This window comes from Bacillus timonensis (assembly GCF_004799755.1).
GTDB lineage: Bacteria > Bacillota > Bacilli > Bacillales > Bacillaceae_L > Ferdinandcohnia > Ferdinandcohnia timonensis_A.
Genome location: NZ_SLUB01000004.1, coordinates 16,859 through 30,485 on the forward strand (window position 1 = coordinate 16,859; position 13,627 = coordinate 30,485).

Sequence of the window (13,627 nt, forward strand, 5' to 3'; positions counted from 1 at the left end):
CACAATCCCCTATTGTTTTCTAGAATGCTCATTAGAAAAAATGAAAAATGCAAAACAACCGTATGGTTTGTGCATCTATTTAAATATACGTGGACAGGTAGCAAATTTAGACCAAAAGAATGTACAAGTTTTCAATTCTTTTTTCATATAATGATATCAATTTAATCAAATTAATGCAGGGGATGATTCTAATGAACAAACCTATAATTGGATTGGCACTTGGGTCGGGTGGAGCAAGAGGATTCGCCCATTTAGGGGTCATTAAAGTACTTTTAGAAAATAAAATTCCGATCGATCTTATTGCAGGAACAAGCATGGGTTCATTGGTCGCAAGTTTCTATGGAGCGGGGTTAGATATCGATCGACTGTATAAGCTTGCACTTGCTTTTAAGCGGAAGTATTATTTGGATTTCACTGTACCGAAGATGGGCTTTATTGCAGGAAAAAGAGTAAAGGAATTAATTCGTGTCTTTACCCATGGGAAAAACATCGAGCAACTAGATATTCCTATAGGTATTGTGGCAACTGATTTATTAACTGGTGAAAAAGTAGTGTTTCGAGATGGACCTGTCGCAGATGCAGTTCGAGCAAGTATTGCCATCCCCGGAATTTTTGTACCTGAAAAAATAGAGGGGCGAATTCTTGTAGATGGTGGTGTAATTGACCGGGTTCCTATTTCCGTGGCAAAAGATATGGGAGCTGATATAGTTATTGCGGTTGACGTCTCACATGTTAAAATAAATGAAGAGGTTTCTTCAATTTTTGATGTGATTTTACAAAGTATTGATATTATGCAAAAGGAGCTTGTAAAGTATGGAGAATTTTCTTCTGATATTATGATCCGGCCACATGTTGGACATTATAGTGCACGTGCTTTCACAAATATTGAGGACATTATCCTAGCTGGGGAAGAAGAAACGAGAAAACATCTTCCCGCAATCCAAGAGGCAATCGCAAAGTGGAAGGAGTCTTTGTTGAATGAAGAAAAAGAGAAATAAGGCTTATTTAAAAGCTCTTGCAGTTGGGGTGGCGCTAGCGATTCTAGGCACCTTTATCCAACTTCCCTATTACGTAACGAAGCCTGGAATGGCGACAGAGCTTGCGCCAATTATTGATGTTGAAAATGGCTTTAAAGATGAAGGCGAATTCATGTTAACGACGATTCGCATGGGGCAAGCAAATATTTTTAGCTATGGGTTAGCGAAATTACAAAAGTATCATGAAATTTTACCGATTAATCATGTAAGACGGGACAATGAAAGTGATGAGGAATATACCATTCGACAACTATTTTATATGGAGGACTCACAGGAATCAGCAATCACAGTTGCTTATCAGCATGCAAACAAGCCGGTAACGGTCAAAAATCATGGAATTTACATCATGGGTATTGTTGAAGGAATGCCTGCGGAAAAAGAACTAAAAGCAGGTGATCGCATTTTTGAGGTAGACGGAAAGCCAATTGAAGAACATACAGAATTTATGGAGTATGTAGCGGGAAAGAAAGAAAATGAAGTCATTAAAATCTCAGTTGAACGAAATGGCGAAGAGAAAACAGTTTCTGTTCCACTTTCCCCTTTTCCAAACAATCCCGATAAAATTGGAATTGGAATTGAATTAATTACAGATATTGAAGTGGTGACCGATCCGAAAATTGAAATAGACACAAAAAAAATTGGAGGTCCTTCTGCAGGACTTATGTTTACTCTTGAAATCTATAATCAATTAACGGAAAAGGACCTAACCCATGGTTTGCGGATTGCGGGTACAGGGACAATTAATATCGATGGACAAGTTGGTCCAATAGGTGGAATTGGTCAAAAAATCATTGCTGCCAACAATTCCGATGTAGATATTTTCTTTGCGCCAAATGAAAATGGGGCAGCGGATTCAGATTATCGCCAAGCCTTAGAGACGGCGAAGGATATCAAGAGTGATATGAAAATCGTACCTGTTGATACATTTGAAGACGCCCTCCACTATTTAGAGAATCTTGATAAGAATAAATAATGCAAAAACAGTCGCTGCCATTTGTGCGACTGTTTTCTTTTTATAGGTATATTTGTTGTTCTTCATTAAATCGAATGGGCGGTTTGGCGTATTCCTGTCGTAGAAGTTGGGTGCGAAGAGGTTCAGGGAAAATAGCCAAATAAGTTTGAGCAGCCTTCTGGTCAAGTGTAAAGAGGTCATCAGAAAAGCCTGTGGCTTTTGAAAGAATGGGTATTTCAACATCCTTCTTCACATGATTTAAAAAGCGCTGTCCTTTTTGGGACATCCCAAGCAAGCGAATATAGGTTGCAACCGGGTTTTCATTGATCTTTTTTAGTTGATCCTTTGTTGTATTAGTTAAAATATGTACGCATAATCGTTGTAATCTGGTCCATGTGTAGCGTTTTGTTTTAATTTTTTCCATAAAGTCTTGGAAAGAAGTTGATTCCGAAATAAATGCGAGTAACCTATTTTCAATTCCTTCTTCAGCCTCATATATATTAGCTAATTCAGATGGCGAAGATGTGAGAAGCTTGTATTTTAATAATGTAAAATATTCCTCCCACCGATGGAAAAGCTTATATTCCTCGAAATAAGCAGAAAGCCATTTGGTAGTGGATTGGGGTAGATAGTTTTGAATTTCTTTGATGTCTCTTTCAGCAGAAAATAATGCTTTGCGAATGCTAGTTGCACTAGCAATGGATTCGTGTGAAAAACGTTCATCATGATAACCAGCAGATGTCCTCATAATGGTTTCTGCTTTTAGTGAACTTTTCTGGTCGTGGATGGCTTTAACGTAATGATAGCCCAAAATATTATTGGGTTTTGATAAATCTACATATGTATCATGATTGGCAAGTGAAGAATAAGCAAGCGATGCTGATTTTGGATAGCTATATCCTTCTTTCAAGTATTGTCGGGTGGTGTGGTCATACGCTTGTTGATTTTTTTTCATAAATGAAACAGTAGATGTAAAGTCGTCGATCGTTCCATTTTCACTGCCGAAACAAACTTCTTCACAATGAAGTGCACTCAAAAGTGATATTGCTCCGTTTGCAAAGTTTTCTGCTTTTTGAGTCGCAAATGCATATGGCAATTCAATAACAAGATCAATGCCAGCTTCCAATGCCATTTTCGTTCTTGCCCATTTCGAAACTAGGGCAGGCTCTCCACGTTGTAGAAAGTTTCCACTCATTACTGCAATTGTACAATCCGGGTTTGTCTTCCGCTTCGTTTCATCAAGATGGTACTTATGTCCATTATGGAATGGATTATATTCAACGATTACACCAACAGCCTTCATTATTTCACCTATTCATCCTTTAGTATTAAAATCTTCTTTTTTTTTAGCACTTCTTTTATTTTGAAAAAACCACTGATTGAAGTTTCACTTTAATGGAAAAGCTGATATAGTAGAAAAGTATCTTACACTAAGTATAGTGTAAAGAAAAAATATTGACAAATGTAATCTGCAAAGCTATAATTACCTTTGTTGCGCTTCGAGGTGATTTCAATTGAAATGGACAATTAATCAATTAAATCAGTTGGCTCATAAAGGCCTAACGATTGATGAAACTGTTGATGTAAAAGACATAATGGAGCTTGAAAAATCGATACGAGACATTTCGCCGGTGCACGTAACCGGGCGTGCTGATCTTAGTTCTACAAAAGCGAGCTTTCATATAACAATTTCAGGATCAATGATTCTGCCTTGTTCTCGAACATTGGTTGATGTAAAATTTCCATTCGAAATCGGAACAACTGAAACGTTTCTACTCAAAGATACATCTGTTTATGACCTAGAGTCGGACGAGGATGTTCATCTAATTCGAGGCGAAGTAATTGATTTACTTCCGATAATCAAGGAAAATATTTTACTTGAAATTCCAATGCAGATTTTTTGTGATGATTCGAACTCAGAAGATGCTGCGCCACAATCAGGACAAGATTGGGAAGTTATCACCGAAGATGAAAATAAGAACAAGATTGATCCTCGATTGGAAGGACTAGCAAAATTCTTTGAAGACGAATAAAGTCCATCTTTATCTATTCATTTTTTTAAGGAGGTGGGAATAATGGCTGTACCTTTTAGAAGAACATCTAAGACAAGAAAAAGATTACGTCGTACACATTTCAAATTACAAGTGCCAGGTATGGTGGCTTGCCCAAACTGTGGTGAAATGAAATTAGCACACCGCGTATGTAAAGAATGCGGTACTTACAAAGGAAAAGAAGTTGTTAGCAAATAATTTTTGTTAACAAGTTAAAAGCGTATGAATAACATTGTTATTCATACGCTTTTTAATTTGTCTAAGTTGCGAATTCTTGTTTTTTACCAGTACAATTAGTGTAAAAAGCGATAAAGGGGAATACGATGTCTAAATACATAGTTAACCGTGATGCACAAGGGATTGTTTGGTTTACGATCAATCGTCCTGAAAAATGGAATGCCATTGATTATGATGTTATGAATGGACTTTTACAGACGATTACAGAGGTAGAAGAGAACAAGGATGATCGGATATTCGTACTAACAGGAGCTGGTAAAAAAGCGTTTTGTTCAGGTGGAGATTTATCGGTTTTCCAAAACCTTCAAACAGTAGAAGAAGCATATCAAATGCTTAGCAAGATGGGTATGATCTTATACAAACTTGCAACATTATCCAAACCAACGATTGCTCTATTGAATGGACTAGCAATTGGTGGAGGATGTGAGCTTGCAACAGCCTGTGATTATAGACTAGCATCCCGTCAAAGTAGATTTGGTTTTGTACAAGGGAAGCAAGGGATCACGACAGGGTGGGGTGGTGCAACGCTCCTACTAGAAAGAGTATCTATTGATAAAGCATTTCACCTTCTTATGACAGGAGAAGTTATTTCTGCTGAAGAAGGAAAAGAACTTGGCTTTATTCAACATGTCCTATCAGGCGACGATGTGATGAAGGATTGTGAAGAGTATATATCAAAAGAATTCTTGCATACTCCAAAAGTAGTAAAAGCTTATAAAAAAGTAGTGATTAGAAAATGGTTGGCTACAGGATTGAAGGAGAGAATGCTCAAAGAAATGGAGGATTGTTCAGCTTTGTGGGTAACGGACGAACATCTTGAGGCCGTTCGGAAAATCATGCGAAAAGAATAATTATTTTCTTACTAGAGTGAGAGTAGTCTATCTTTTCTACTACATGCATATGTATAAGTAAAAAAGTATAGGAGGGAAAGATATGACTTCAACACGTCAAGATGCATGGACCCAAGATGAGGATTTATTACTTGCTGAAGTAGTATTGCGCCACATCCGTGAAGGCGGAACACAATTAGGCGCATTTGAAGAGGTAGGTCGTACACTATCACGTACTGCGGCTGCCTGTGGGTTTAGATGGAATTCATATGTGCGCAAACAATATAAATCTGGAATTGAACTTGCGAAAAAACAGCGTAAAGAATTAAAAAAGCAAAATAATGGTGAACAGCTTCAGGAAAAACAAGCACCTGAAACTACTGAAATTACTACCAGTCAATCGTCTGAGCTACATCTAAGGGACGTCATCCGTTTCCTTGAAGAATATGAAAAAACAGAAAAAGAGCTCCAGTCTGTTGTTCAAGAGAATCAGAGCTTGAACAACCAAATAAGCAAACTTCAAGAACAAGTGAAAGCCCTGAAGGCTGAGAATAATACATTAGAAAATAATATTCAATTAATTGAAGAAGATTATAAGGCCTTAATTGAAATTATGGAACGTGCCCGCAAAATGGTGGTTCTTCAAGAAGATGAACGAAGTAAAAAGGTGAAATTCCAAATGGACAGAAATGGAAATCTTGAAAGAGTTGAAAAATAAAGAAGAAAACAGCTGACATGGTGTTCAGCTGTTTTCTTCTTTTAGTATCTAAACATTGTTTAGTCGATTTCATGTACACCTTTAGGAAACCAAAGCAGTGGATTTTCCCCAAGGTCACGTTCCATATTATATGCTGCAGGTGTAAAACCCATTTTCTCCCAAAATTCAGACGATTTTACACGTGGATTTGTTTTGATCGGTAGATTATAGGATTTTGCATAATCCACTAATGCCTTACCAAAGCCTTTTTTCTGATAATCAGGAAGTACTTCAAGTTTCCACAGTTCTAAGTAGTCCTGTGCGGGTTCAAAGTATTTGTTGAATTTTTTATCAACACGATAAAGGCTCATTCGTGCCACTAATTTATCACCAAAGAATATCCCATAAAAAGGTGAAACGCTATCATTTTCAATAATATTTGATTCAAGGTCTTCTAGCATGGAAAGCTCCTGGAGACCGTATTCCTTAAATGCTTTAAATTCTTCAAGAGTTTTATAGTTTACTAATAATTTTTCAACCTTTGCCGTATACATTTGATATCCCCCTTGCAATTCTACTATATAAAAACTGTTTTAATTTGAACTTACATTCATTATATAACAAAAAAACAAAAAATTCTGTAGAAAAATATAGAAAGCGTTTTCAATTCAGTGCAGGAATATGTAGATATGTGTAGAAATTATATATTGCACCTTTTAACTTTATTCAGAAGAAGTCCTCTATTTTTATATGTGGGGGATGAAAGCATACGGGTAAACAATTGAGTTGGTGTTCAAACCCCGCCTGAATAAAGTTAAGCCTCCGGCGGATGCCACGATTTTTCAAATGAAGTTTTTCGAGCGTAAGTTCAAAGACTAAGAACGCCACTTCCTGTGGCAACGTCTTTGTGACCCACCTCGTGTGGGCCTAAAAAAATCGGGCACAAATACGCCGAAGCATATTTGATTTTTTGGCGAAAGGGGAAATGAGCTTGAAAAAAGTGCTAGTTGCAAACAGAGGCGAAATTGCATCACGGATTATAAAAACATGCCATGAGATGGGGATTGAAACAGTCGCTGTCTATTCTGATGCTGATCAAGAATTACCGTTTGTAAAAAATGCAACTGTAGCTCATCGAATCGGCGAGCCGCCGGTGATGAAATCATATCTTCAAATGGATAGGATTATGGAAATTGCAGAAACAGAGCAAGTTGATGCAATCCATCCTGGTTATGGATTTTTATCTGAGAATGCAACCTTTGCAAAAGCAGTAGCTAAGAAAGGGATTGTTTTTATTGGGCCAACCCCCGAGGTCATCTCCTTAATGGGGGACAAGGTAAAAGCAAGACAAACCATGATTGATGCAGGTGTACCTGTAGTGCCAGGCAGTGATAAGGACGTTCAGACTTTAGATGAAGCCTTGAAGCTTGCAAAAGGATTTGATTATCCTGTCATGTTAAAAGCAAGTGCTGGTGGAGGCGGAATTGGAATGATATGTTGTCATACGGAAGAAGATTTACAAAAAGCCTTTCAAACAACAAAGACAAGGGCGAAATCGTATTTTGGAAACGATGACATGTTTATTGAAAAATTCATTCCGAACGCAAGGCATATCGAGGTGCAAATTTTTGGTGATCAGCATGGAAACATTGTCCATCTTTTTGAAAGAGATTGTTCCATACAACGCCGCAACCAAAAAGTGATTGAAGAAACACCATCTCCTTTTCTTTCGGAAGCGACTCGTGAAAAAATCTGCCATGCCGCAACAATGGCTGCAGAATATGTAGGCTATACAAACGCCGGAACAATCGAGTTCATTGTGGATGAACAGGAAAATTTCTATTTTTTAGAGATGAATACGAGGCTTCAAGTTGAGCATCCCATTACAGAGATGATAACCAATCTTGATCTAGTAAAATGGCAGTTGCTTGTTGCAAGGGGAGAAAAGCTTCCATTGACTCAGAATGAAATCATGCGTTCAGGACATTCAATCGAATTTCGCGTGTATGCAGAAGACCCGTTAAAATTTTTCCCTTCCCCAGGAAAAATTGAGGAATTTACGTTACCTCAAAACGTGAAGGGTGTCCGAATTGATAGTGGTTATGAAGCAGGGACGACGGTCACACCATTTTACGATCCAATGCTTGCCAAAATAATTGTGAAAGCAGAAAATCGTCCAGAAGCAATTCAAATAGCAAAGGATTACTTTAGTCAAATTGAGATAAAAGGAATCAAAACCAATATCCCTTTATTTCAAGAAATTATCGATGAAGTATTGTATACCAAAGGCGAATATAATACGAACTACATTTCGTTGATGAAAAAACACTAGGAGGAATGATTATGAATGAAATCACAGCAAGCATGGCAGGGACTGTTTTACAAGTATTAGTTTCAGAAGGTGATGAGATCTCAGAAGGTCAAGTAGTTGTCATGCTGGAATCAATGAAAATGGAAATTCCGATTGAAAGTGAGCTAAATGGAAAGATTGCTAGTATAAAAGTAAATATTGGTGATTTTGTAAATGAGGATGAGGTACTGCTTGTACTAGAATAATCTCAGAAGGAGGGTAATCATGCTTCGCACTACTAAGGATTTAGACCAAAAGCTCGTTGAAAAAAGCAATGAAATCGAAGCGGGGGGCCATCAAAAATACCATCAAAAGTTGAAGGAACAAAATAAATTATTTGTTCGTGATCGTCTCGCCATTCTATTTGATCATGGAGTTTATCAAGAAGATGGAAAATTTGCCAACAATATAGCGGGAGACCTTCCGGCGGATGGTGTCGTTACTGCGATTGGAGAGATAAATGGACAAAAAGTATGTGTGATGGCGAATGATTCCACCGTAAAGGCGGGATCATGGGGCGCTCGTACAGTTGAGAAAATTATACGGATCCAAGAAACGGCTGAGAAGTTACGCGTACCACTTTTGTATCTAGTAGATTCAGCTGGGGCACGAATTACGGATCAACTTGAGATGTTCCCGAATCGACGCGGAGCGGGGAGAATTTTTCATAATCAGGTAAGGTTATCAGGTATGATACCTCAGATCTGTATTTTATTTGGTCCATCTGCAGCGGGAGGCGCCTACATACCTGCTTTTTGCGATATCGTCATCATGGTTGACAAGAATGCCTCCATGTATTTGGGTTCCCCAAGGATGGCTGAAAAGGTCATTGGTGAAAAGGTTACGTTAGAAGAAATGGGTGGTGCTAGAATGCACTGTACCGTTAGTGGCTGTGGTGATGTGCTTGCTGAAAATGAAGAGCAAGCAATCCAAAGTGCGCGGGATTATTTAAAATTTTTTCCTGCTAATTATTTGAATAAACCGGCGATTACAGAAACAGTCTCACCAAAGGAAGGCAAGAGCCTACAAGAAATTATTCCTGTTAATCAGAATGCTCCTTTTAATATGTACGAAGGGATTGATGCCCTCGTTGATGAAGGAAGTTTCTATGAGATAAAAAAACTATTTGCCCCTGAAATCATTACAGGTCTTGCTCGTATTGATGGTAGACCAGTCGGAATCATTGCAAATCAGCCTAAGGTGAAGGGAGGCGTCTTGTTTGTAGATTCAGCAGACAAAGCAGCTAAATTTATTACTTTATGTGACGCGTTCCATATACCTTTAGTGTTTTTGGCTGATGTTCCAGGATTTATGATCGGTACAAAGGTTGAAAGAGCAGGAATTATTAGACATGGTGCAAAGTTAATTGCGGCCATGAGTTCTGCAACTGTTCCGAAAATCTCAGTCATCGTCAGAAAAGCATATGGTGCAGGTCTTTATGCAATGGCTGGTCCTGCATTTGAACCTGATTATTGCGTTGCGCTGCCAACAGCTCAAATTGCGGTAATGGGACCAGAGGCGGCGGTAAATGCTGTTTATTCAAATAAAATTAATGAAATTGAAGATCCGAAAGAACGCATTGCTTTTGTACAGCAAAAGCAACAAGAGTATAAAGAGACAATCGATATCTACAAATTAGCCTCTGAGCTTATCATCGATGATATTGTTCCAGCAGCTGAATTACGGAATGTTCTCATCCGACGCTTAGTTGTATATGAGAAAAAAGAACTCAATCTCCCGCAAAAGAAACACCCTGTATATCCGGTTTAGGTTATTGGTACAGACCCCAAAGAAAGAACTTTGGGGTTTTGTCATGTTCATACGTTTTTACGCATTTTTCATTGTCGAGGTACTAGGCATTTTGTCGGACTTTTTGGTAAAATGAAGGGAAGGACAAACTATGGAGTTGGGGCAATGAAAATTGGAATCATTGGTGGTGGGTCCATCGGATTGCTTTTCGGAGGATATTTGGCAGAACAACATGAAGTAACCCTCTATACACGAACCGAACACCAAGCAAACGAAATAAACAAAAATGGTGTAACCATTGATCAACAAAATACGTCAAAAACATATAGAGTACAAGCTTTTACAAGCACAAGTTCTGTAATTGAAGAGGATATCGTTATCTTTGCAGTAAAACAATACATATTAGAAGAAGTATTATCAAAAACTCTGGACTTAGACAAAGTACATACGGTCTGCTTCCTTCAAAATGGAATGGGGCATATGGACATCATTGAAAAATTGAGGAATCCTACGATTCTTATAGGTGTTGTTGAACATGGCGCACTTAAAGTTAGTGAAAACCAAGTCATCCACACAGGTGTCGGTCGCACGAAAATAGCTGCAATTAAGGGTGAAAATAAGGCATTCGACGTTAAACTCAATGAGTTTATATTTGAATACCATGACAATTGGTATGAAATCGTAACATCGAAGTTAATTGCAAATGCTGTCATCAACCCATTAACAGCCCTTTATGGTGTGAAGAATGGGAGGTTGCTGGAAAATACGTATTTTCACAACCAAATGAAAGCATTATTCAATGAAATCACCTCTGTCATCCCTTCTAATCATGAAAAAATGTGGGAGCTTGTGAAGAACATTTGTAAAAATACAGCCCAAAACAAATCATCCATGCTGCGCGACATTGAAGAAGGAAGAAGAACAGAAATAGATGCGATTCTAGGATATGTTTTAGCTGAAGCAGTAAAAAAGAACATGGAAGTAGCGATTACAAAGTTTCTATATGATTCAATAAAGGGTTTTGAAAACTAAAGGGGGATAAGGAATGGTCGACTTTTTTGCCGGAATAGCTGCAACATTTGTAACAATTCCACTACTAGGATTCATCCTAATCTACTTGATTAGTAGATTTATCATAAAAAACACTCGGAAATCTTTTTTTCTATCAGTTGATGTAACGACCGTATTTTTTCTTATTGCAGTGCACTATTTATTACTTGTGATTGTTGGCAAAAGCATGCTTTGGCTAATCCTCCTTATCCTCTTTATGACCATTTTGTTTATTGGCTATATGACCTGGAGGAAAAGCCATGAGATTGAGACAGTGAAAGTGTTAAGGAAGTCTTGGCGTTTCGTTTTCCTTGCTTCCGCGGTTGCGTATTTTCTACTACTATTTATAGGACTCGTTCAACGTATTTTTGTCACGGCATAATTTTTTGAAACACTGAGCAGTAATTTTTGGTTTCTCAAAAAAGCGTGCTATACTCAACTAAGATATAAACTGGATATGAAAGGAAGAACAAGAATTTATGGAGGTTTTGGATCTCTCTTTGCCATCTTCAAATCGATTAGTGAACGATTATCTTTCTAATAAAATGGATATACATAAATTTTTTGATTACGATATCCAATCACCCCTTATGTATGAGGTGAGAAAAAAAGAGTTAGAAAAGAGACATTTTGAACGTGAGAAACTAGTAGAGCATCTAGTTTCTTTTAATAAACGATTCAATTATCATCCGAATACGATAGAGAATATACACAAGCTATTAGACCCACAGAGTGTCGTGGTGATTGGCGGACAACAAGCGGGTGTATTGACTGGACCGTTATATACGATTCATAAGATCGTTTCTATTATTAAGCTAGCAGAAGAACAAGAGAAAAAGTTACATGTACCAGTTATACCGGTATTTTGGATTGCAGGAGAGGACCATGATTTTGCAGAAATCAATCATCTCTATGTGAATCTTCAAACGGGCATTCGAAAAAGAGCAGTTCCACAATATCACAACCGTAAGACAATGGTTTCTTCAATAGAAATTGAACAGAATGGTTTCATGGACTGGATCGAAGAAGTGTTTGAGACCTACGGTGAAACCAATCATACGAATGGTCTTTTAGAACTTCTGAGTGAATTTGTGGAAAAGTCAAAGACATATGTTGATTTCTTTATACAGATTATCAATGAACTTTTTGGGGAAGCTGGACTGGTTCTTGTGGATTCAGGCTCAAAAGAAATTAGAGCCCTTCAATCCCCTTATTTTCAAAAGATGATTGAAAAAAACAGAGAGATTCATGATTCGTTGTTGGCGCAACAGGAAGTTTTATCTTCTTATCAATACCCTAAAACAATTGAGATGAATGAATCTAGTGCAAACCTTTTTTATACGCAACATGATGAACGGATTTTGCTTGAGTACAATGTGGAGCATGATATTTTCAGCGGCAAAAATAATGAATGTATCCTTTGTGGCGACGAATTGCTGGAAGTTGCGCAAGAAAAACCGGAACTATTAAGCAATAATGTAGTAACAAGACCGGTTATGCAGGAGTTCTTATTTCCAACACTTGCTTTTATCTCAGGACCTGGCGAAGTATCATACTGGGCAGAACTTAAAAAGGTATTTGAAGTGATGGAAATAAAGATGCCGCCTGTCGTTCCACGGTTAATGATGACAATCGTAGAAAGAGCAATTGAATCTAATATAGAAGAAATTGGTTTGACTATTCAAGCGGTGTTGTCAGGGGAGCTTGCAAAAGCGAAAGAAACATGGCTGGAAAAGCAAACCGCTGATGTAGATGGAATCATCTTAGAAGCAAAGAAAGAAGTCGAGAAAATTCATAAAAAGGTTAGAAATGTGGGGCTAGAAGTGGACCCTGGGCTGGCAGACCTTTTATTAAAGAACGCCCAGAATATTCAATCACAATTTGATTTTCTAAAAAATACATTTAATCGAAGTATTCTAAAACGTAATGAAATTGAATTGAATCGTTTTGAACGAATTGAAAAATCACTTCTACCACTTGGCTCTCCACAGGAGAGATTATGGAATGTTTCTTACTATTTAAATAAATATGGCGACGATTTTATCAAAGATTTATTAGCTCTTCCGTTTGAATTTAACGGAAAACATAAAGTGATAAAGATGTAGTTCGTATTGAAAATCCTCGGAATTTCCGGGGATTTTTTTATTTGGTAAAAATTTATAAAAACTGGTGGTGGAAAGTGGGGGATTGTGGTAAGATAAATACAGAAAGTGGGGACAATGGATATGTTCATGGGAGAATACCATCATACTGTTGATATGAAAGGCCGAATGATTATACCTGCTAAGTTCCGAGACAATCTTGGTGAAACATTTGTTTTAACAAGAGGGCTTGATCAGTGTTTGTTCGGATACCCACAATCAGAATGGAAAATACTTGAGGAAAAATTAAAAACACTCCCATTAACAAAAAAAGACGCCCGTGCTTTCACACGATTTTTCTTTTCTGGAGCCATTGAATGTGAACTTGATAAACAAGGAAGAGTGAATATTGCATCGCCACTTCTTTCATATGCAGGCCTTGAAAAGGAATGTGTGGTGTTAGGAGTATCAAACCGCATAGAAATTTGGAGTAAGGACAAGTGGGAAGAATATTTTGCCGCTTCTGAGGAATCTTTTTCTGATATAGCTGAAAATATGATTGGTTTTGATATATAATTATTCTTTGTGAAATG

The 13,627-nt window shown here is 37.6% G+C and carries 15 protein-coding genes; 13 read left to right on the forward strand and 2 right to left on the reverse strand.

From position 1 onward, the window contains the following. Positions 1 to 191: 191 nt before the first annotated feature. A complete protein-coding gene (locus tag E1I69_RS03570; RefSeq protein ID WP_136378243.1) occupies positions 192 to 998 on the forward strand; it encodes a patatin-like phospholipase family protein in 807 nt (268 codons plus the stop codon). After that, positions 979 to 2,010 (forward strand): SepM family pheromone-processing serine protease, encoded by a 1,032-nt coding sequence (locus E1I69_RS03575; RefSeq protein ID WP_136378244.1) that lies wholly within the window; start codon positions 979 to 981, stop codon positions 2,008 to 2,010. The genes E1I69_RS03570 and E1I69_RS03575 overlap by 20 nt, the downstream gene beginning before the upstream one ends. A gap of 40 nt (positions 2,011 to 2,050) precedes the next feature. Here E1I69_RS03575 and E1I69_RS03580 read toward each other — a convergent pair whose 3' ends face one another. Next, positions 2,051 to 3,292, reverse strand: coding sequence for a nucleotidyltransferase (locus tag E1I69_RS03580; protein WP_136378245.1), 1,242 nt, complete (start codon positions 3,290 to 3,292; stop codon positions 2,051 to 2,053). Between the two features lie 211 nt (positions 3,293 to 3,503). On the opposite strand from E1I69_RS03580, the gene E1I69_RS03585 reads away from it, so the two are divergent. The 4 genes from E1I69_RS03585 (at position 3,504) to gerR (ending at position 5,825) form a co-directional block, all read left to right on the forward strand. Then, positions 3,504 to 4,022 carry a YceD family protein gene (locus E1I69_RS03585; RefSeq protein ID WP_136378246.1) on the forward strand — a complete coding sequence of 173 codons (519 nt, stop codon included), beginning with the start codon at positions 3,504 to 3,506 and terminating at the stop codon, positions 4,020 to 4,022. A 42-nt stretch (positions 4,023 to 4,064) separates the two neighbouring features. Beyond that, entirely contained in the window at positions 4,065 to 4,238 is a 174-nt protein-coding gene (gene rpmF, locus E1I69_RS03590) for a 50S ribosomal protein L32 (RefSeq protein ID WP_116350684.1), read from the forward strand. 125 nt (positions 4,239 to 4,363) lie between these two features. Further along, positions 4,364 to 5,128: an enoyl-CoA hydratase/isomerase family protein gene (locus E1I69_RS03595; protein ID WP_136378247.1), complete on the forward strand. Its 765-nt coding sequence runs from the start codon at positions 4,364 to 4,366 to the stop codon at positions 5,126 to 5,128. A gap of 82 nt (positions 5,129 to 5,210) precedes the next feature. Next, complete coding sequence (gerR, locus tag E1I69_RS03600) at positions 5,211 to 5,825, forward strand: sporulation-specific transcriptional regulator GerR (RefSeq protein WP_136378248.1); 615 nt, start codon at positions 5,211 to 5,213, stop codon at positions 5,823 to 5,825. Between the two features lie 59 nt (positions 5,826 to 5,884). Here gerR and E1I69_RS03605 read toward each other — a convergent pair whose 3' ends face one another. Beyond that, positions 5,885 to 6,358, reverse strand: a complete 474-nt coding sequence (locus tag E1I69_RS03605) for an N-acetyltransferase (protein WP_136378249.1) — start codon at positions 6,356 to 6,358, stop codon at positions 5,885 to 5,887. 437 nt (positions 6,359 to 6,795) lie between these two features. Here E1I69_RS03605 and E1I69_RS03610 point away from each other — a divergent pair, with 437 nt between their 5' ends. From E1I69_RS03610 to mraZ, 7 genes are all read left to right on the forward strand, one after another. Beyond that, positions 6,796 to 8,136, forward strand: coding sequence for an acetyl-CoA carboxylase biotin carboxylase subunit (locus tag E1I69_RS03610; RefSeq protein WP_136378250.1), 1,341 nt, complete (start codon positions 6,796 to 6,798; stop codon positions 8,134 to 8,136). A gap of 11 nt (positions 8,137 to 8,147) precedes the next feature. Continuing rightward, positions 8,148 to 8,360 (forward strand): biotin/lipoyl-containing protein, encoded by a 213-nt coding sequence (locus tag E1I69_RS03615; protein WP_136378251.1) that lies wholly within the window; start codon positions 8,148 to 8,150, stop codon positions 8,358 to 8,360. A gap of 19 nt (positions 8,361 to 8,379) precedes the next feature. Further along, positions 8,380 to 9,924, forward strand: coding sequence for an acyl-CoA carboxylase subunit beta (locus tag E1I69_RS03620; RefSeq protein WP_136378252.1), 1,545 nt, complete (start codon positions 8,380 to 8,382; stop codon positions 9,922 to 9,924). 144 nt (positions 9,925 to 10,068) lie between these two features. After that, positions 10,069 to 10,935, forward strand: coding sequence for a 2-dehydropantoate 2-reductase (locus E1I69_RS03625; protein ID WP_161974831.1), 867 nt, complete (start codon positions 10,069 to 10,071; stop codon positions 10,933 to 10,935). Positions 10,936 to 10,948: 13 nt separating this feature from the next. Continuing rightward, on the forward strand, positions 10,949 to 11,335 hold the full coding sequence (locus tag E1I69_RS03630) for a DUF3397 domain-containing protein (RefSeq protein WP_136378254.1): 387 nt from the start codon (positions 10,949 to 10,951) through the stop codon (positions 11,333 to 11,335). A 97-nt stretch (positions 11,336 to 11,432) separates the two neighbouring features. Next, positions 11,433 to 13,058, forward strand: coding sequence for a bacillithiol biosynthesis cysteine-adding enzyme BshC (bshC, locus tag E1I69_RS03635; protein WP_136378255.1), 1,626 nt, complete (start codon positions 11,433 to 11,435; stop codon positions 13,056 to 13,058). A gap of 120 nt (positions 13,059 to 13,178) precedes the next feature. After that, positions 13,179 to 13,610 (forward strand): division/cell wall cluster transcriptional repressor MraZ, encoded by a 432-nt coding sequence (mraZ, locus tag E1I69_RS03640; protein ID WP_136378406.1) that lies wholly within the window; start codon positions 13,179 to 13,181, stop codon positions 13,608 to 13,610. Positions 13,611 to 13,627: the final 17 nt, after the last annotated feature.